This is a genomic window from Streptomyces sp. NPDC001153, assembly GCF_053598315.1.
Genome location: NZ_JBSFJZ010000024.1, coordinates 135,051 through 153,681 on the forward strand (window position 1 = coordinate 135,051; position 18,631 = coordinate 153,681).

The 18,631-nt window shown below is 69.0% G+C and carries 21 protein-coding genes; 10 read left to right on the top strand and 11 right to left on the bottom strand.

Going from position 1 to position 18,631, the window contains the following annotated elements; translation table 11 throughout:
* Nucleotides 1-24 precede the first annotated feature (24 nt).
* Entirely contained in the window at nt 25-897 is an 873-nt protein-coding gene (locus ACWDEN_RS26565) for an acyl-CoA thioesterase (RefSeq protein WP_351610251.1), read from the top strand.
* A 120-nt stretch (nt 898-1,017) separates the two neighbouring features.
* On the opposite strand, the gene ACWDEN_RS26570 is transcribed toward ACWDEN_RS26565, so the two are convergent.
* The gene (locus ACWDEN_RS26570) at nt 1,018-1,575 is read right to left on the bottom strand and encodes a DUF3291 domain-containing protein (protein WP_351610248.1); all 558 of its coding nucleotides are present in this window, start codon (nt 1,573-1,575) and stop codon (nt 1,018-1,020) included.
* Between the two features lie 47 nt (nt 1,576-1,622).
* Nucleotides 1,623-2,255: a DUF6262 family protein gene (locus ACWDEN_RS26575; protein WP_351610246.1), complete on the bottom strand. Its 633-nt coding sequence runs from the start codon at nt 2,253-2,255 to the stop codon at nt 1,623-1,625.
* Between the two features lie 397 nt (nt 2,256-2,652).
* Between ACWDEN_RS26575 and ACWDEN_RS26580 the strand changes: the two genes are divergently transcribed.
* A complete protein-coding gene (locus ACWDEN_RS26580) occupies nt 2,653-3,045 on the top strand; it encodes a transposase (protein WP_450860282.1) in 393 nt (130 codons plus the stop codon).
* 320 nt (nt 3,046-3,365) lie between these two features.
* Here the strand turns inward: ACWDEN_RS26580 and ACWDEN_RS26585 are convergent, their stop codons facing one another.
* The 3 genes from ACWDEN_RS26585 to ACWDEN_RS26595 form a co-directional block, all read right to left on the bottom strand.
* Nucleotides 3,366-4,037 (bottom strand): enoyl-CoA hydratase-related protein, encoded by a 672-nt coding sequence (locus tag ACWDEN_RS26585; protein WP_351610243.1) that lies wholly within the window; start codon nt 4,035-4,037, stop codon nt 3,366-3,368.
* A gap of 168 nt (nt 4,038-4,205) precedes the next feature.
* Nucleotides 4,206-5,249: an SLAC1 family transporter gene (locus ACWDEN_RS26590; protein ID WP_351610240.1), complete on the bottom strand. Its 1,044-nt coding sequence runs from the start codon at nt 5,247-5,249 to the stop codon at nt 4,206-4,208.
* 75 nt (nt 5,250-5,324) lie between these two features.
* Nucleotides 5,325-6,341: an alcohol dehydrogenase catalytic domain-containing protein gene (locus ACWDEN_RS26595; protein ID WP_351610238.1), complete on the bottom strand. Its 1,017-nt coding sequence runs from the start codon at nt 6,339-6,341 to the stop codon at nt 5,325-5,327.
* Between the two features lie 237 nt (nt 6,342-6,578).
* Here ACWDEN_RS26595 and ACWDEN_RS26600 point away from each other — a divergent pair, with 237 nt between their 5' ends.
* The 6 genes from ACWDEN_RS26600 (at nt 6,579) to ACWDEN_RS26625 (ending at nt 11,467) form a co-directional block, all read left to right on the top strand.
* Nucleotides 6,579-7,151 (top strand): TetR/AcrR family transcriptional regulator, encoded by a 573-nt coding sequence (locus ACWDEN_RS26600; RefSeq protein WP_351610236.1) that lies wholly within the window; start codon nt 6,579-6,581, stop codon nt 7,149-7,151.
* 451 nt (nt 7,152-7,602) lie between these two features.
* Entirely contained in the window at nt 7,603-8,274 is a 672-nt protein-coding gene (gene nthB, locus ACWDEN_RS26605; protein WP_351610233.1) for a nitrile hydratase subunit beta, read from the top strand.
* Nucleotides 8,271-8,870, top strand: a complete 600-nt coding sequence (gene nthA / locus ACWDEN_RS26610) for a nitrile hydratase subunit alpha (protein WP_351610231.1) — start codon at nt 8,271-8,273, stop codon at nt 8,868-8,870. Before nthB ends, nthA begins: the two co-directional genes overlap by 4 nt.
* Nucleotides 8,867-9,214 (top strand): nitrile hydratase accessory protein, encoded by a 348-nt coding sequence (locus ACWDEN_RS26615; protein WP_351610228.1) that lies wholly within the window; start codon nt 8,867-8,869, stop codon nt 9,212-9,214. The genes nthA and ACWDEN_RS26615 overlap by 4 nt, the downstream gene beginning before the upstream one ends.
* A gap of 612 nt (nt 9,215-9,826) precedes the next feature.
* A complete protein-coding gene (locus ACWDEN_RS26620) occupies nt 9,827-10,282 on the top strand; it encodes a carbonic anhydrase (protein ID WP_351610226.1) in 456 nt (151 codons plus the stop codon).
* Between the two features lie 114 nt (nt 10,283-10,396).
* Entirely contained in the window at nt 10,397-11,467 is a 1,071-nt protein-coding gene (locus ACWDEN_RS26625; RefSeq protein WP_351610223.1) for an MBL fold metallo-hydrolase, read from the top strand.
* A gap of 46 nt (nt 11,468-11,513) precedes the next feature.
* On the opposite strand, the gene ACWDEN_RS26630 is transcribed toward ACWDEN_RS26625, so the two are convergent.
* Nucleotides 11,514-11,636: a hypothetical protein gene (locus ACWDEN_RS26630; RefSeq protein ID WP_351610221.1), complete on the bottom strand. Its 123-nt coding sequence runs from the start codon at nt 11,634-11,636 to the stop codon at nt 11,514-11,516.
* Nucleotides 11,637-11,912: 276 nt separating this feature from the next.
* On the opposite strand from ACWDEN_RS26630, the gene ACWDEN_RS26635 reads away from it, so the two are divergent.
* A complete protein-coding gene (locus ACWDEN_RS26635) occupies nt 11,913-12,740 on the top strand; it encodes an alpha/beta fold hydrolase (RefSeq protein WP_351610219.1) in 828 nt (275 codons plus the stop codon).
* Between the two features lie 550 nt (nt 12,741-13,290).
* A complete protein-coding gene (locus tag ACWDEN_RS26640; RefSeq protein WP_351610216.1) occupies nt 13,291-13,866 on the top strand; it encodes a hypothetical protein in 576 nt (191 codons plus the stop codon).
* An 8-nt stretch (nt 13,867-13,874) separates the two neighbouring features.
* On the opposite strand, the gene ACWDEN_RS26645 is transcribed toward ACWDEN_RS26640, so the two are convergent.
* The 5 genes from ACWDEN_RS26645 to ACWDEN_RS26665 form a co-directional block, all read right to left on the bottom strand.
* Nucleotides 13,875-15,209 (bottom strand): Dyp-type peroxidase, encoded by a 1,335-nt coding sequence (locus tag ACWDEN_RS26645; protein WP_351610214.1) that lies wholly within the window; start codon nt 15,207-15,209, stop codon nt 13,875-13,877.
* A 47-nt stretch (nt 15,210-15,256) separates the two neighbouring features.
* Nucleotides 15,257-16,300 (bottom strand): tetratricopeptide repeat protein, encoded by a 1,044-nt coding sequence (locus ACWDEN_RS26650; protein ID WP_351610211.1) that lies wholly within the window; start codon nt 16,298-16,300, stop codon nt 15,257-15,259.
* 25 nt (nt 16,301-16,325) lie between these two features.
* Complete coding sequence (locus tag ACWDEN_RS26655) at nt 16,326-17,483, bottom strand: DUF4331 family protein (RefSeq protein WP_351610209.1); 1,158 nt, start codon at nt 17,481-17,483, stop codon at nt 16,326-16,328.
* 177 nt (nt 17,484-17,660) lie between these two features.
* Nucleotides 17,661-18,131, bottom strand: a complete 471-nt coding sequence (locus tag ACWDEN_RS26660) for a hypothetical protein (RefSeq protein WP_450860273.1) — start codon at nt 18,129-18,131, stop codon at nt 17,661-17,663.
* 194 nt (nt 18,132-18,325) lie between these two features.
* The coding region (locus tag ACWDEN_RS26665; RefSeq protein WP_450860274.1) for a SpoIIE family protein phosphatase at nt 18,326-18,631 on the bottom strand (306 nt) is incomplete at its 5' end.

Sequence of the window (18,631 nt, forward strand, 5' to 3'; positions counted from 1 at the left end):
AGTGAGCCCAGGAGAATCCCATCGATGACGACGAACCCGGCCGAGCGACTGGTCGACCTGCTCGACCTGGAGCAGATCGAGGTCAACATCTTCCGTGGTCGCAGCCCGCAGGAGTCGCTGCAGCGTGTCTTCGGCGGCCAGGTGGCGGGCCAGGCGCTGGTCGCCGCCGGCCGCACCACGGACGGCGATCGCCCGGTGCACTCGCTGCACGCGTACTTCCTGCGCCCGGGCCGCCCCGGCGTGCCCATCGTGTACCAGGTGGAGCGGGTCCGCGACGGCCGGTCGTTCACCACGCGCCGGGTCACGGCCGTGCAGCAGGGCCGCACGATCTTCAATCTGACCGCCTCCTTTCACAAGCCCGAGGAAGGACCGTTCGAGCACCAGCTGCCGCCGGCCCGTGAGGTGCCCGACCCGGAATCGCTGCCGACGGTCTCCGAGGAGATCCGCAAGCACCTGGGCGCACTCCCGGAGCAGTTGGAGCGGATGGCGCGCCGCCAGCCCTTCGACATCCGCTATGTCGACCGCCTGCGCTGGAACGCCGAGGACATCAAGGGCGCCGAGCCGCGCAGTGCGGTGTGGATGCGCGCGGTCGGACCGCTCGGCGACGACCCGCTGGTGCACACGTGCGCGCTGACCTACGCCAGTGACATGACCCTCCTGGACGCTGTCCGCATCCCGGTCGAGCCGCTGTGGGGGCCGCGGAACTTCGACATGGCCTCGCTGGATCACGCCATGTGGTTCCACCGGCCGTTCCGCGCGGACGAGTGGTTCCTGTACGACCAGGAGTCGCCGATCGCGGTGGGCAGCCGCGGTCTGGCCCGGGGCCGCATCTACAACCTCTCAGGGCAGCTGATCGTGTCCGTGGTGCAGGAGGGACTCTTCCGCAAGCTGGGCTGACCTGCGGTTTCACCGATCGTCGGCCGACCCGCGTGGCGTCGTGCGGTTGTGCACACCCCCGAGCCGGTCGCGGACCAGGTTGCGGAAGGCATCCTTGTGGGAGTCGTTCAGGCTTCCTCGTCAGGGAACCTGGTCGCTCTTCGGCCCTATGCCTTTGATCCTGGTCGGAGTTCCGTCCGGGGCGAACGAGTGGTGGAAGGTGAAGGCGTGCGGCGCGGAGCCGTGGTCGTGGAGGTGCTCCAGCCTGGAAACCCCGTCCCGCCAGGTGGGTATCACGCCGTCGGAGACCCACCAGCACACGTAATTCGGGTGCCCTGTCCTCTCGAACCAGTCGTAACGCCTGTTCAGCGCCTCACGGTGCAGACCGGTGTAGACGGCGTCGAAGGCGGGGCGCAGGTCGGTCCAGAGCGAGAGGGTCGCGGCCAGCGCGGTGGTTTCCACCGTACGGCCCTTGCCGTACCAGGTCGGTACGGCGAACTCTCCCCATGCACCCCAGTCCGCCTCGAAGAGCATGCCCCGGTCACCGCCTGCCGCTTCGGCACGCGCGAGGTATCCGGGGTGCTGACTGATCTTCCGGTAGACGGCCTCACCCATGTCGTAGAACTCGCGCGTGAGAGGTGCGGGATCGGCGAGAGGTGACTTCAGGACGCCGAATGTGTACAGAGCAAGATGGGGCATGCGTCTCTCCCTGGTTGGGCTGCCTGGCGTGGACCCGGTTCGGTGGCTTACGCATGGGGGCGAGGGTTCGTGGGGCGTGACCGACTCATCCCGTCGCGGCCGGCCCAGCCTGAAGGAATCCCTGTGCGACCGTGGCGACCACCGAGGACCAGACGAAGGTAGCTGCCTCCGCGAGCCATGTCGAAGTTGCAATTTCCCTGTCCAAGTGGCCTCTTGTACAGGTCCTCGCGGGAACTGGGGCGGTGGTGCTGCCTGCCGCGGGAGGGATCAGGACGTCGGTGCCGGTTCGGCGATGCGGGCTTCGAGGTCGGCGACGCGCCGGTCCTGGAAGCGCAGGTTCGAGCGGGCGGCCTTGAGTCGCTCGTCGAGGGTGCGGTTGTCGGTGGTGAGCCGGCTTTGAGGGCGTCCTCGGCGTTCAGGGCGCGTTCGCGCCAGGTCGCTTCGCGTTCGTCGTCCTGTTCGGCGAGCGTGCGGGATTGGTGTTCGCCGGCCTGAGCCATCGCCGCGGCGACCGCGGCTCTGGCCTCGACGTTGTCGTAGAGGAAGGTGCGTGAGACGTCCGCTCGACGGGCGAGGTCGGCGGCGCTGACCTGGGCTTTCTCGCGTCGGAGCCGGGCGATGGCCTGGTGGACGCGGTCAAGGGCGGCTTCGGTCTTGCGGCGGCGTGCGGCCAGGGCCACCGCGGTGCGAGGTTCGTCGGTGGCACATCTGGTCGGACCTTGCCGAGGCCGTCGAGAAGACCGTCGTCCAGCGTCGCGCTCTGCTTCGCGAACCGCACGACTCCGCCACGGTCCAGGTCACTGGGGTGATGGTGACGCTGGATCTCGAACCGGTCTCCCCCTCGGGACCGCGGACAGCCCAGCATGCCGCCGTCCACGCCCTCCTCGACAAGGGAGTTGGGCCGCGAGCGATCGGCCGTGAGCTCGGACTGGCTCGCCACACCGTCCGCCGCCTCGCCCACGCGGCGAGCGCGGACGAACTCTGGTCGGACGGTGGGCCGGCCGCACCAGCATCCTCGACCCACACAAGCCCTACCTCCACCAGCGATGGGCCGAGGGCTGCGTCATCGCCCGCCGCCTGTTCGAGGACGTACGCGAGCGCGGCTGCACCGGCGGCGAGAGCGTCGTTAAGAACCGTCTCACCGACGACCAGGCACAGCGCCTCAAGGAGATCCTGGCCCGCTGCCTCGCACTCGACCGCACCCCCGGCCACGTCCGCGTGTTCGCCGAGCTCATGAACAACCGCAAGGGCCGGGACCTGGACCAGTGGATCACCAGCGTCCAGGCAGACGACCTGCCTGCCCTGCGCACCTTCGTGACCGGCCTCGGCCAGGACCTCGACGGCGTCGTCGCCGGTCTCAGCCTGCGCTACAGCTCCGGCGCCGTCGAAGGCCACAACAACAAGAGCTCCTCGCCGCGCAAGGCCGTTCATGATCGCGGTTTCGGTGATCCGCCGTGGCTCTGGCACTGAAAGTGATCCAGAACCACAATTCAGCCGTCGCCGACAATCGATGGCAGGAACCTCGTCGATGACGTGACCGCACACGCTGTGAGAGGTATGCAGGCGTGACTTTTGATCCGCGAGGCGGGCCGTGGCCCGGTCGGAGAGGTTCATGCCGGTGGTGAGGGAGAAGCGGGTGCCAGGGCGGTGGCCGGTGCCGCGCTGACGAAATCCGGGGCGCCGCGGGAGTTGGTTGCCTTGCCGCGGCGCATCCGCACGGTGGCGATCACCCGCCGGGAGGTCAGTTGGCAGTCTTCGTGCCCCGCCCGGGCCGACGATCCGGTAGGGCGTCAGCCCAGCGGGTTGGTCGTGTCGCGGAGCTTGGTGAGGGCAGGGGCGTACATGCGCGTCTTGATGGTTCCGAGGCTGTCGCCGGCCTTGCTCGCGTGAGCCTGGGCAAGTTCGAGGGCGGCAGTGCGCAGGGCGCCCTCGTCCACGGCCTGATCGACGATTCCGGCGGCTGCGGCTTCCTGGCCGCCGAAACGACGGGCGGAGACCATGGCCTGGTGGGCCGTTTGCGGGGTCAGCCGGGACTGGATGAGGGCGGACATGCCCGGGGTGAAGGGGATGTTGATCTCTGCCTCGGGCAGGCACCAGAAGCCGCGGTCGGCGCGCATGAGACGGAAGTCGTGGGCCAGGGAGAACATCGCTCCGGCGGCGAACGTGTGTCCTTGCAGCGCGGCTACGGTGATCAGTGGGAGGGACAGGAACCTTGCGAACAGAGCGTGGACGGAGCTGACGTAGTCCAGGTGCTCGTCGCTGTGCGCGGCGAGCCATTCGAGATCGAGACCGTTGGAGTAGAACTTCCCGGTCGCAGCGGTCACCAGGGCGCGGGGCCCTTCCGACTTCTCCACCTCGTCCAGGGCTGCGTTGACCGAGGCGATCCAGTCGGGGTGGAAGCGGTTCTCCCCGTCACCGAGGTCGAGAACGAAGACGGCGTCGTGGCGGTCGAGCTTGGGCATGATGGCTCCTCGAGATATCTCGGCGGGTCAGGGCACATTGCCGGGGGGAATCGGGGTCGGCCCGCGAACGGGGCTGCGGGCTCTCACCCTCCGGTGAACCGGGGCTGGTCAGCACACGAGGACGAGGTGATGCCTCCGGCGGGCATCTCTCCGCGGCCGGAGCGGAAGTCAGCTGGGAAGCGCTCGCCGGGCGCGGTGGAGCAGGGTCGCCGCGGCCAGCAGGCCCAGCGCCGAGGTCGCACCGGCAAGGAGGATGCCGGTGAGGGCCGGCCCACCGGGAAGTTCGGACGCGTGGATCCAGCGGATGGCGAAATTGGTGCTTGCCGCTATGGGGAAGCTGAAGATCCACAGGCCCGGATGGAACGAGGGCTGGCGCAGCTCGGGGAGGAGGAAGACGACGAGGAGGACGGTGAAGAGCAGGGTCCCGGCGAAGCCGTATCCGACGGCATCGAAGACGCCCTTGTGAGCGGCGGTCCAGGCGATTCCGCCGGTCGCCGGCGGGATGGTCAGGACGGTGAGGGCCGGGCGGGCGGGCCCGGGCAGGGGGCCACCGGTGACGAGGCCGCCGAGGATGACGGTGCCGAAGGCGAGCCAGTACAACAGCCCCACCGCGAAGGCGGCGTCAGCGACATCGGGCAGTCTGAGCGTGGAGGCGACAGCACTCGCCACGAACGGTGCGGAGGAGACGGGCAGCAGGTAGCCCGGGTGCAGGACTGTTGCGCTCAGAGCACCCGTGAGCCAGTGGGCGAGCAGGCGTGCGGCGATGAGGGCGGCCAGGGTGACGAACACGGCGTAGGCCCATCGTGGGCCTGTGATCCCGTACCGCGAGAAGTGGCCTGTGATCAGCATGCCGATGATGGGGACGTACCCGAGGGTGAAGCCATCGCCGGGATGACGCAGGTCGTGGCGCAGGTTGCGCCACCTGGTCCCGCCATGGCGCAGGTACTGGGCCAGCAACACCAACCAGATGAGACCGCTGACGGTGAACAGCGCGTCGCTGACCTGCAGAGCGGGCGGAAAGGTGGTTACCGCCGCCTGCCAGGCTCCGCCGAGGCCGGCGGTGCCGAGGGAGATGGACAGCAGCCTGATCCGTGCAGCGCGGGTTGCATCGGCACCGTTGACTTGGGGGACGATGCCGGCGGCTGAACGCGCAGGCCCGCTGCCGCGCGGGGCCGTGCTGGTGTGCTCTGTCGTGTCGACCATGTCGGTCATGTGGGGAAACCTCAAGGGGATTGCCAGGGGCGCGGGCCGGGACTCGCCTGCCCGGCGGCGCGGGTCGTGGCGTGGTCAGGCGTCCATGTCCAGGACGACGCGGAAGCGGGCCTTGCCCGAGAGCATCCGCTCGTAGGCGTCCATGGCGCGGGTGAAGGGCATGGTCTCGGTGGCGGGGCGGATGCCGTGGGCGAGGCTGAAGGCGAGGTTGTCCTCGTTCTGGATCGACGATCCGGTCAGGCTGCCGACGATGCGGCGGGTGCCGAAGATCAGGTCGGCCGTGGCGACCGTCAGCGGGTCGGGGGCGGCACCGACCACGACCAGGCTGCCGCCCGGGGCCAGGCCGCGGACCAGCGGGTTCATGGACGTACCGCTGGATGCCGTGGCGACGATGACCGAGGCGCCACCCAGGTCGGCCAGCGCCGCGCCGGGGTCGGTGCCGGTGCTGTCGATGTACTCGTGGGCGCCCAGCTCCCTGGCGAGTTTCTCCTTCTCCTGGCCGCGGGCGATGGCGGCCACACGGTGTCCGAGGCTGCGTGCGTACTGCAGGGCCAGGTGCCCCAGCCCGCCGATCCCCTGCACGGCGACCAGGGCGCCCGCGCGGGTGGAGGCCTGCTGGAGCGCGGTGAAGGTGGTCAGTCCGGCGCACAGCAGCGGGGCCGCCTCGATGGCGGGCATGCCGTCGGGGATGCGCACCAGTCCGCTCGCGCGGGCGTAGGTCACCTCCGCGTATCCGCCGTCGATGGTGGTGCCGGTCTGTGCCTGGTCGAGGCAGTTGACGAAGTCGCCGCGGCGGCACGGTTCGCACTGCCAGCAGTGCCCGTTCAGGAAGCCGACGCCGACGCGGTCGCCGGGCCGCCAGGCGGTGACACCCGCGCCCACGGCATCGATCACACCGACGATCTCGTGGCCGGGGACGACGGGGCGTGACGGGTCGGGGCGCAGTCCCTCCACCGCCAGCACGTCGGAGTGGCAGACACCGCACGCCTCCACCCTGAGCCGGACATGTCCGGGCTCCGGGTCGACCAGCTCGCGCTCGACGAGCCGGAGCTGGTGCACGCCGGTGGCCTCGAATGCTCGGTACGCGGACATGACGCTTCTCCTCGGTGCTGCCTCTGACCGACACGCGGAGGGCCGAGGCTGGGGCGGGACCGGCATCCAATATGACCGGTCACTTCAATATGACCGGTCGCTTTAAACTTAGTCAAGCAGGTCCGAGGGCCGAGACGTGGGCCACGTGTCGATGTGGGCGGGGGCCGCTTCCCCGGTGGCCTGGGTTTGACCTGCGGTAAGGCGACCGGACATATTGACCGGGAGGTGGTGGTGAGGATGGCACGCGCGTCCAAGCGCGAGGAGATCGCGCAGGCAGCCCTGGAGCAGTTCCGCACGCGGGGCTTCCATGCCACGGGCATCAGCGACATCACCTCGGCGGCCGGGGCTCCCAAGGGCTCGTTCTACAACCACTTCGCCAGCAAGGAGGAGAGCGCCCTCGAGGCACTGAGCCGCTACGCCGCCGGGTTGCGGTTCGACCTGCTCGACACGCCCGGGCGCCCTGCTCTGGAGCGGCTTCGGGCGCACTTCGAGTTCCTGGGCGCGGACACGGTCGACAGCGGCTTCGCCCGCGGATGCCTGGTGGGCAATCTCGGCGCCGAGGTGGCGGACCACTCCGAGGAGATCCGCTCCGCCGTCCAGGGCGGATTCCAACGGTGGGCCGCGCATATCCGGCGGGTGCTCACCGAAGCCCGGGAAGCAGGTGAGCTGGACGCCGCTCTCGACGTCGAGGAGGCCGCGCTGTTCATCCTCAGCGCCTGGGAGGGCACGCTGATCGCGGCCCGGGCCGACAAGACCTCCGCTCCCTTCGACGCCTTCTTCCACATGGTCTTCGGCGTCCTGCTGCGCTGATCGCGGCCGGCCGCTGACGACTCGCAGCCACCGCCACCACGCCATGGTTCCTCCGGCCGGCACGGCAGGCGCGGGTGAGCCTGAGCGCCTCGGTACACGACGCGTCGCCGCAGGGGTCCTCCGCGGGACGGGAGAGGGCTTGCTCGGCCCAGACCGCCGTCGCGTCGTTGGTGTAGCGGATACTCCGGTCGTGTGTGAGCTGAGTGCAGATGAACAGGCCGCGGCCGCCTTCGTCGACCGACCGTCGAGGACATGAACCGACCCGGGCGGCGGACCCCGGCCGCTTGAACACCGGCTGCATCGGGCCCAATGACCGGGCCGAGCCGCCTCGTCGCCGACGCAGTGAACGATGCAGTACGGCGTACGGCGTGACGTCACAGACATCAGCCACATACGCATCAGCCAAATACGATGGACATGTCCGCCTTTGCGGCAAATGAGAGGCCATGGCATGGACGGTATTGCCGACATGGGAGGCACCCAGGGCTGGGGACGCGTTCATCCACCGGATCGCGAGGAGCGCGTCTTCGCGGAGGACTGGGAGCGCAAGGCATTCGCGCTGGCGATTCTCTCCAGCCGCGTTGCCTTCGGCGGCGTCAACACGGATGCCTTCCGGCATGCGTTGGAGCGCCTGGACCGCGCCGCCTACCTGGACGACGGCTACTTCGGGCGATGGCTCAACGCCGGAGAGCTGATGCTCACCGAACACTCCGTGCTGGCGCCCGGTGCGGTCGAGGCCCGCGCCCGTAACCTGCACGGCGAACACGTGGAGGAGCCACCGCTCCCGGAACCGGCCCCGCCCCGGTACGCCCCCACCGCCGAGGGCTCACTGCGGTCCGTGGAGACCTCACCGGCCTTCGGCGTAGGCGATCGCGTACGCGCCAGGAACATGTCCGTGCCCGGGCACACTCGACTGCCGCGCTACGTCCGGGGACACAGCGGAGTCGTCGAGATCATCCAGCCCGCCCATGTGCTGCCGGACACCAATGCGCACTTCATGGGCGAGAACCCCGAACACGTCTACTCGGTGCGGTTCGACTCACGGGAACTGTGGGGCGCCGATGCCGAACTCTTCACCGTCACCGTGGACATGTACGAGAGCTATCTGGAGACCACCGCATGACCACCACCGGCGGCTCCGACGAGAGCCCTTCCGTGGCGCTGCGCACCGAGGCACTCGAGCAACTGCTCACCGAGCGCGGCCTGATCGACCCGAAGGCCATGGACGCGATCATCACCCGCTATGAGACGAGCGTGGGTCCACTCAACGGTGCCAAGGTCGTCGCCAGGGCGTGGACGGACCCCGACTACCGGCGGCGTCTGCTCGAGGACGGCACCGCCGCCATCAAGGAACTCGGCTTCTCGGGACAGCAGGGCGAGCACATCGTCGTGGTCGAGAACACCCCGACCACCCACAACGTCGTGGTGTGCACGCTGTGCTCGTGCTACCCGTGGCCGGTCCTCGGCCTGCCGCCGAGCTGGTACAAGGACCCCGCCTACCGCGCGCGCATGGTCAGGGAGCCGCGCACGGTGCTGGCCGAGATGGGACTCACGCTCGACGACGATGTGCGGATCATCGTCCGGGACTCCACCAGCGAGGTGCGCTGGCTCGTACTGCCCGAGCGTCCACCCGGCACCGAGCGCCTCACGGAAGAAGAACTCGTGCCGCTGATCACCAGGGATGCGATGGTCGGCGTAGCCAGGGTGGGGACACCGTGAGCACGCCGCTGGACGCCGAGGGCCCGGCAGCACCTCCCCGCTCCAACGGCGAGCTGGTGTTCGCCGAGCCGTGGGAAAGCCGTGCCTTCGGCATGGCCGTCACCCTGTACGAGGCGGGCGTCTTCAGCTGGCCGGAATTCCAGACCGCGCTGATCGCCCGGATCACCGCCTGGACAGCCTCACGGGAGCAGGACGAGCCATACCACTACTACCGGCTATGGCTGGGCGCCCTGGAAGACGTACTCGCCGGCCTCGGCGCCGTGTCCACGGACGAGGTCATCACACGCTCCCAAGCCCTGGCACAACGCTCCCCAGGGCACGACCACCGTGACCACGCGCGTTGACTCCGGCGCCTTCAGGGCAGACTTCCCTGCCGGCGAGCTGATCCTCCGGGAGTTTTCAGGACGAGTGAACGCAAGGGCTCCGCTCGGGCCACCGAAGTAGCCACCCGCACGCGAGTGGCCGGCAGCCCGGCACGAGGACATGCGGCGACCGTCCACCCCGACATCATCTCCTGGAGCAAGGAGGGCACCCCGCCTTCCCTCCTCGCCTTCACCATCACGTCACCGACGGCCACATCACCGAGATCACCGCCGTGGTCGACCCGGCCGGACCGGCCGGTCATGGGGCTCCGTGCAGCGCCGCATCAAGCGCGGTCGCTCAGCGTGTCCTGGCCGGCGATGATTCCGTTTGTCACCGCTGTCCGAGACCTCGGCTTCGTGCCGAATCATGATCATTAATCCGTTGACCTGCGTGATCACCATGTGTCGCAGAGCCGAGTGGCATGGGAGGCAGCGGCGGGCCAGGATGGGCGGCAACGGGAGGTCGCCGTCGGCGTCACCAGGGGGCCACGCTCAGAGCGAGACGGGGTTACCGGCACAGTGATCGACACGGACGAGCTAGCCAAGCGGAACGCCGGGTTCGCCGACGGCGGATCATTCGCCAGTCTCAAGATCATGCCCAGCGGCAGTCTGACGGTCATCGGCTGCGTCGACCCACGTGTCGACCCGTCCACCGTGCTCGGGCTCGAGCTCGGCGAGGCGGCGGTGATCCGCAACGTCGGAGGGCGGGTCACGCCCGCGACACTCCGAACGCTGGAGATGCTCTCCAAGGTCGTGCAGGCCCGCACGGGCGGCCCTCGCCCGGGTGACAACCACTATGCGGTCCTGCACCACACCGACTGCGGCATCACGGACCTGGCCGCGTTCCCCGAACTGCTGGCCGATTACTTCGAAGTTCCGGCCGGAGACCTGGACGCCAAGGCGGTCACCGACCCGGTCACCGCCGTCCGCGTCGACGTCGAAACCCTCAAGCAGAAGCTTCGGGCCGGAGTCTTCGTCTCAGGGCTCGTGTACGACGTGGCCACCGGGCTCATCGACGTCGTCGTCCCGCCCGCGCGGGTGGAAGCATGACCCCGCCGCACGGCGCCTGCGGCCGGTCCGGCCGGCGCGACCGCCGTGGGCCTGCGGCTTGTACCTGGTCCTGCTTCGCCGGCCGGTCGTATGGGCGGGGAGGCGCTTTCTAGCATGTGCGACGATCATGGGCACTCGGCGACCGAGGCGGCGTGGACGGCGCCTCGCATCGCGGAGGGGCCGGCCGTCGAGCCGGTGACGCTGCCCGAGGCCGACGAGGTCAGGGTCACGACGATGGTCGACAACACCTTCGACGCCCTGCTGGCCTCTGCCGAGGGAGTCACCCGGGCGTCGGTGGGCGCCGGGCGCACCGCCGCGCGGCAGTTCGCCGGCGGAGAGGCCCTCGCGGGGCTGCGTGCCGAGCACGGCTTCTCCGCCCTGGTCACCGTCCAGAGCGGGAACGCAAGCAGCACGCTGCTGTTCGACACCGGAGCGTCGCCTGACGCGCTGGCGGTGAACGCCGAGCGTCTTGGCATCGATGTCGGCGGCCTGCAGGGCGTCGTGCTCAGCCACGGGCACTTCGACCACGCGGGCGGCTTCGACGGCCTGGCCCGGCTGCGCGGGCGCTCCGGCCTGCCGCTGACCGTCCACCCCGCGGTCTGGACCCGCCGCCGCCTGGCACTGCCCGCCGGCCAGGGTCTGGAGATGCCGACCCTGTCACGGGGTGCCCTGGAACGCGAAGGGTTCGAGGTGATCGAGCGGCGGCAGCCGTCGCTGCTGGCCGGCGCCATCCTGATCACCGGCGAGGTGGACCGCGTCACCGAGTTCGAGCACGGCATGTCGCAGGCACACCAAGCCTGGGACGGGAACAGCTGGCGACACGACCCGGCCGTCATCGACGACCAGGCACTCGTCATCAACGTGCGCGGCCGGGGACTTGTCGTCATCACCGGGTGCGGCCACGCCGGAGTGGTCAACATCATCCGGCACGCCATGAGGCTGACCGGCGTCAGCCAACTGCTGGCCCTCATCGGCGGCTTCCACCTGAGCGGTCCCGCCTTCGAGCCGGTCATCGGCCCGACGGTGGCCGCGCTCACCGAACTCGCACCCGAGCTGATCGTCCCCGGTCACTGCACCGGCTGGCGCGCCCAGCACACCCTCGCCGCAGCCCTCCCGGACGCATGGGTGCAGACCAGCGTCGGAACCACCTACACACTCAGCGCCCCCCAGGCGAGTGATGCCTGATCCCGAATCGGCAGTGCGACTCGACCGGTGCAACGGAGAATCGGGATCACGGGCGAGGCCGGCAGGCTCTCGTGAGCGGACCGTCCAGCGGGCCGCCTATGAGAGTGGCGTAGGTCTGCTGGTCCTGGCCGTACACGCGGCGGCGCAGCAACTGCTCATCGCCGTTCATGACACCGGCCGCTGCCCCCACGGGCCGTTCGGGGCCCGCTGCTCCTTCAGTCGCGCACCCGTCGTTCCCTGTCCGGTCGCCGCGGTCCGCCCGGCGTGCTGGCGTGGGGCTCTGCGAGTAGCGTGGCTGATACGACGCGCTCATGGGCCGCTTCCGCTGTCGGCCTCTCCGTCGCCTTTTGCGTCCGCTGCCGGTCGTTGCGTGACATTCCCCTTGCGGCCCGTGCGCTGAATTCTTATGAAGCGGAACTTCCGGACAAGTGTTGGAGGAGCGATCATGGCCTTCGCCACTGCCGAGGACGGCACGCAGATCTATTTCAAGGACTGGGGATCGGGTCAGCCGGTGGTCTTCTCCCACGGCTGGCCGCTGATCGCGGACGCGTGGGATCCGCAGCTGATGCTGATGGCGGACAACGGCTTCCGGGTCGTGGCCCACGACCGGCGCGGGGGCGGACGCTCGGGCCAGCCCTGGAAGGGGAACGACCTCGACACGTACGCCGACGATCTCGCCTCCGTCACCGAAGCCCTCGACCTCCGCGACATGATCCTGGTCGGTCACTCGACCGGTGGCGGAGAGGTCACGCGCTACATCGGCCGGCACGGCACGGGCCGTGTCGCCAAGGCGGTCCTGCTGGGTGCGATCCCCCCGTTGATGCTCAGGACGGATGCGAATCCGGAGGGGCTGCCGATCGAGGTCTTCGACGACATCAGGAAAGGCGTGCTGACGGACCGTTCCCAGTACTACAAAGACCTCAGTGCCCCCTTCTACGGCGCCAACCGCGAAGGAACGACCGTCTCCCAGGGAACCCGCGACGAGTTCTGGCTCTGGAGCATGACGGTCGGCATCAAGGCCGCCTACGACTGCGTCAAGGCGTTCTCGGAGACCGACCTCACCGAGGACCTGAAGACGTTCGACATTCCCACGCTGATCATTCACGGCGACGACGACCAGATCGTCCCCATCGTGGCCTCCGCGCAGAAATCGTCACAGCTCGTCAAGGACGTGACCTTCAAGGTCTACTCGGGTGCTCCGCACGGCCTGTCGATGGTGCCCGAGTTCGCGGAACGGTTCAATGCCGACCTCCTCGAATTCGCCCGCGGCTGACCGGCGTGGTTCAGGCGCTCCGATGACAGCCGGGGTGCCGGTGAGGACGCCGGTATCAGCATCGCTGTTGTCCGCAGCGGCCACCGAGTTCCTCGGGCCCTGAGAGACGGAAGATCACTCATGCCTCGCTCCACGCGCGCGATTCGTGGTCTACGGCACGCTCTCGACCCGTCGGCAGACCGACCCTGCGGCACTGACGATCCCGTTGCAGGCAGGCTCGGTCATCTACGAGACGAAAGCGGTCCGTGACTTCTGACTGAGCCTCTGGTTCGGCGCCGCCTCACCCGGGATTGCGCTGCGCAATCAACCATTCGGGCATTCACCGAACCCCTGCTGGCGGGCCGGGCCGCCCGATCGACGCCGCTTCGGCCACCGCCGCCCGGCACGACCGAGCAGGAGACCGACATGAACTCGTTGCTCGCAGAGGCCCTCGACGCCCATGGTGGCCTCGACCGCTGGAACGCACTCACCGCGGTTCGCGCCACCATCGTCAGCGGTGGCGACATGTTCGTCATCAAGGGGATGCCGCAGGACCCCACCCCCCCGGGAGATGACCGTCTGGCTGCACGAGCAGCACGCCTCCGTGATGCCGTTCGGCGCTCCCGACCAGAAGACCGACTTCACCGCCGACCGAATCAGCATCGAAAAACTCGACGGCCGCGTCGTGGCCGAACGCGACGAACCGCGCAAGTCGTTCACAGGGCACGACCTCAACACCCCGTGGGACCCACTGGACCGCGCCTACTTCAACGGATATGCGCTGTGGACGTATCTCACCACGCCCTTCCTGCTGGCGATGCCCGGCTTCGCCGTCACCGAGATCGAACCATGGCGGGAAGGAGACGAACTCTGGCGGGGGGTGCGGGCCACCTTCCCGTCCCACATCGCCGGCCACAGCACCCAACAGGACTTCTACTTCGGCCCCGACCATCTCCTGCGCCGGCACGACTATCACGTCGACATCGCGGGCGGGTTCGCCGCGGCACAGTACGTCTACGACACCGTGGAGGCGGACGGGATCCTCCTGCCCACCAAACGCCGGGCTTATCGAAGCGATGCGGAGAACCGCCCGATCCTGGAACAGACAATGGTCTCCATCGACGTCAGCAACCCTCGGTTCACCTGACGGCGGGCTCAGACACCAAGGTTGGCCAGCCAGCGCAACGCGCTCAGACTCGGCAGGAACAGGTACTCGCCGCCACGAGTGATGACGAAGCGCTCGACGCCGTGCAGGCGACGCCGGACAGGGCGTTGCGGGATCGTGAAAACGCCCGAGCCGTCGTTGTCGCCCGTGAGCAGGTCCTTCTCCACGTCCAGGCCGGTGAAGTTGCCGTCGTTGAACCATTGCGACTTCACGAACTCGAACTGACGGTCGAGATGCGCGTTGACCGCGATGAACACGATGCCGCGGTCGGCGCCGTCGTCGTCGAGAGCGCCGGCCGGCAGCGGTGGCCCGTAGCTGGTGCTCCGCCGGATCAGGCGGTGGAGGTGCACGTCACCGATGATCTCCGAGTCACGCGGATTGGCACGCCTGGCGTGGGCGCCACGGGGGCAGACCGCGCCGTGCGGATCGGACGCGTAGAGGAAGTCGTTGTTGCGCTGCTCGTCCGCCCCCAGGTCCGGGTCGTCGTGCTCGGGCGCCAGGATCAACGGGGCACCGCTCGGCCAGCGGCCCACGATCTTCGCGGCGAGCAGCGACTCTTCTTCAGGGCCGGCGGCGTTCGCCTTGAGATACTGCCGGAAGGCGGCGACGCGCGTGTGCAGCTTCCGCCAGACCACGAACGTGCCGTTACGGCCCAGCACGTCCGGCTCCGGCATCGGGGGCAGGTTTCCGGTCTGGTCGGGATAGCCCAGCACGAACTCGCCCGCCTTGAGGACGGGACCGCCACCCGGTGGGCTGTCCGCGCCGCTGCCTTCCACCGCGGGGTTGCTGATGCCGTCCTTGTAGCCGAAGCTGGTGTGCCCCGAAGCCAGTTGGTAGAGGTCCTGCCGGTACACCACTTGAAGGCCGGGAAGCTGCGCGCGCGCCTGACGGGCCCGCTCGAGGACGACGGCCAGTGACTCCTGGTCGGCGGCGACGAGGGACAGTACGACGTGTACCTGGCCGGTGCCGAAGGGCGGCTCCCAGTGTGCGGGTGCGCTCTCGCCGGTGTCGCCCAGGAACTCGGCCCGTGCCGCCATGCCCTGCCGGAACTCCTCGGGGAAGCTGTTCAGGGAGCTCTGCGGCACCTGGAGCGCTTCGAGCCCCCGGTACGTCACGGCGACGTTGAGGAGCGCCGGCAGGGGCGGCTGCCACCAGTTGGCAGCTGAGTCGACCAGTCCGGCCAGGCGCCCCATCAGCTCACGGCCGGCGCCGGGGTCGTCCACACGCAGCAGGATGTAGGTGCCGACGTAGGGTGACGGCCGGGTGCGCAGCACAATGCCCTGAATCTCGTCCAGCTGCAGGGCTGCGCCTTCGACCGTCGCCATGTCGTCCCCTCGATCAGACGTCGGCCGATTTGTATCAATTTTCGGATCTATTGGTGCTGTCCGACACGGCAGGTCGCGCGATCCACGAGCGCCCGGGCGCGTGGCGTCGGCCGGAGGGCGAGGTTCTGCCGCGCCAGGGCAAGGGCCCGCTGAGGGTCGGCGCCGGCCGTCAGCCAGAACTCCGCCGCGTGATCGGCGTACGCCTCAGGATGGCGCGCCATCAAGCTCTCGTAGCGAGCAGCGGCGTGCGCGCGCCAGAACTCTGCCTCGACCCGTGCCTCCCGCGCGGCCAGGATGCGGGCGAGCTGGGCCGCGTACTGCGGATCGTCACTCTCCAGCGCCAGCCGGCGCAGGTGGCCGATCGCCACGGTGGCCCTGCCTTCGGCCGCATCGATCTCGGCGATCCGGCCCTGCGCCGGCACGTAGGCCGGCAGTCGGCGAACCGCCGACTCCAGCCATATGCGCGCGCGTGCGAGGTCGCCCGTGCACAGCCACGTCTGCCCGCACTGGAATGCGAGCACCGCGAGCGGGAACGGACTCACCCCGCGGTAGCCGCGTCTCGCCGCCAGAAACCACCTCTCGGCCTCGGCCACCTGCCCGCGCTCGGCGTGACAGCGGGCCAGGGCGGCCAGGGCGCTGAAGCCGTGCCGTCGCAGCAGCGCCTTCTGATACTGGGCGAGGGCCTCGTCGTACCGCCCGACCCCCTGATGGATGGCAGCCCGCTCCTCGTCCAGGCTCCGCCGATCGAGTCCCAGCGCGGCTGCCGCGTCGAGATCGGCCAGCGCTGCCGGGAACCGATGAAAGAGGGCGGCCAGCCTGGCGCGGGCCACACGGGACCGCGGATCGTTCGGTGCCCGGTCGACGAACGCCTCGGCCAGCGACGCGGCGCGCTCGGCCTCGTCGATACGGCCCAGCACGTGCCCGCGCAGGGCGGTCAGCTCCACCAACTCGCCCCACCCGTCACCGCTCAGGCTTTCCCGTGTCGCCTGGCCGGTAAGGCCCTCGATGCGAGCATTCAGGTTGCCCATGGCGATCACCCCGGCCGTCGTCGCCGGACCGTCGGCAGGATCGAGTCGCATCCCGTTGCTCACGCAGCCGGCCGTTGCGGAACCGCTCTCATTGGCTCGCGGTGGGCGTAGGAACGGACACGGGCACAGGTGGGTCGGGGTTGGGCGGTGCCAGATACGGGAATTCGCGGGAGGCCGGCGTGGTCGCCCGGTCGACGCCGTCGCTGATCCGTGGGCCGTGGAAGGCGTTGACGATCAGCGTGTACAGCGTGTCGATGACGTCGTCGTTGAGCGTGCGGCCGCCACAGGTCGTGTGCGCCCGTCCCTCCAGCAGGGCGCGCTCGATCTCGAAGTAGCCGTCCTCGGCGTACGGCTTGGCCACGTCCACGACCAGGAAGTCGGCGAGCAGCAGGTTGGTCAGCGGATGGGCCCCGTCCTGGTCTGTCTGCCAGTCCAGCTTGCCGTCCAGACCGTCGAAGAAGGCCAGGTTGGCGTTCAGCCGCGACCGGTAGGCGCCCATGTAGTGCGGCCCGGGCCGGAATGGATCTTCTTCGTTGTAGAGATCGCGCAGATCCACGATCCTGTTCGCGGTGTCGACCCCGTTCTCCGACATCAGGACGTTCTTCACCTCCGGGCGGCCGAGCCGCTCCAGGCGCACGGGATAGGGGCCGGCCGTGACGGTTTCCGCGGCAACGGCGAACACGGTGCCCGCGGCCGGTCCGAGCAGCCTTGCCACATCGAACTCGACGACGACGGTCAGGACATCGACGCCTTCCAGGGAGTTGGTGCCCCTCGGGAGGAAGGCGAGCCGTCGCTCCGCCCGCGTCTCCACCTCCTTGCCGACATCCATGAAGAAGGGATCCAGCCGCAACCCGGCGTAGACGCGAACGCCGTGGCCGTCGCCGCCCCGGTCGTCGTTCACCTGGAACGCGACCGCCTCCCCGTCCGGGAGCACGCACGTTCCCCACTGCGTCACCTCCCCGTCGGCGTCGGACTCGACCGGGCCGGAAAACGTGCAGGTGAACGCATACTCATGGGCGCCCACCTCGAAGAGCGCACCGGGATGATCCGCCGCAATGGCTGCGGGACGGACTCGGAACCGGTAGCTGGCGGCGTCGGAGAACAGAGCCCCTGGGCGGGCATTGGGAAAGACGTCCATGACGAGGACGAGCCGACCCGTTTGGGAGGGGCTGGGAAAGGCGTAGAGGTCGGCCAGGTCAATGGCTGGGTCGACCTCGGCGCGGGTACCGGAGAGGTGGTCGGACATGGCGGTGCGACCTTCACTGAAGGGCCGGGTCCGGCGATCGCGCGCCGTTGCCGGGCCGCCTGGATGATGTGCCAGGTGCCACGGCCACGGCACCTGGGACGGAAAACAACTCCTGGAGGGAGGGGGTTTCCGACGGCCGGCCCGCCCAGGGGGCTTCGACCGACGGGGGCCATGCCGTTAGTCGGCCGCCGCATCCAGCAGCGTGTTGAACGCCTGCGTGACCTTCTGTGCCTTGGCGGTGTCCTCGACTGTCATGGTCGGATTGGAGGCGTACCACATGTCGGCCTCCACGATCTTCGTCGCCAGCCAGTCGACGATGTGCGGATCGGTCGCCCCGGGATAGCCCTCCGCGACACCTTCGAACATCTCGTCGAACCACGGTCCGGCGTTGGCGAAGATGTCCGCCATGTACGGCTTGAAGTCACCGTCATAGGTGACCGCGCCGATGATCTGCGTGTCATTGTTGATGAAGGTGACGCGGAAGTCGTGGACAGTGCCGACGAGCTTCTCGTAGTGAAAGGCCTCGTCCTGGATCTTGGCGGCGTTCTGGCGGAATCTCTCCGCCCCGCCCGGCTTGGCATCGAAGAGAACGGTTATTTCCGCTACCTCCCCGATCCGCTTACCGTAACCGTCGGGCTGCCTGGCCACGGTCGGAGTCGCGTCCTCCGGAGTCGCCGACGTCTCGGACCTTTGCGTCGTCATGACTCCCTCTTCCTTTGGTCTTCTCTTCTCCGGTCTGCGGGCTCCCTCTCCGCTCTGAGGTTGTTCGAATTCTTCCCACTGCCAGCTTTGTCGCCCTGCAGGGCGTCGGCAAGACGATCAGGACAGCATGGGGCGAGGGCTCAGGAAGGGCCCTCCGGAACCGGCTTTGAGCCGGAGTCGAGCCGACGGTGGCCGTCGAGGGGGCGAGCCGTGGTGTGCGGTCGGTGGAGGTGGTGGGCGCCGTAGCGTTCGATGGCCAGGAGAGCGGCGTCGTCGCCCGGTTCGTGGCCGACGTGCTCCAGCAGGTCGCGATGGATGTGGCGGAGCAGGGCCTCGGGCCCGGACGTGGGCGCGGAGGCGGCGCGCTCGGTGAGGGGGTAGAAGGCTCCTTTGGGCGAGCGGGCTTCGGTGACGCCGTCGGTGTAGAGCAGCAGCATGTCGCCGTC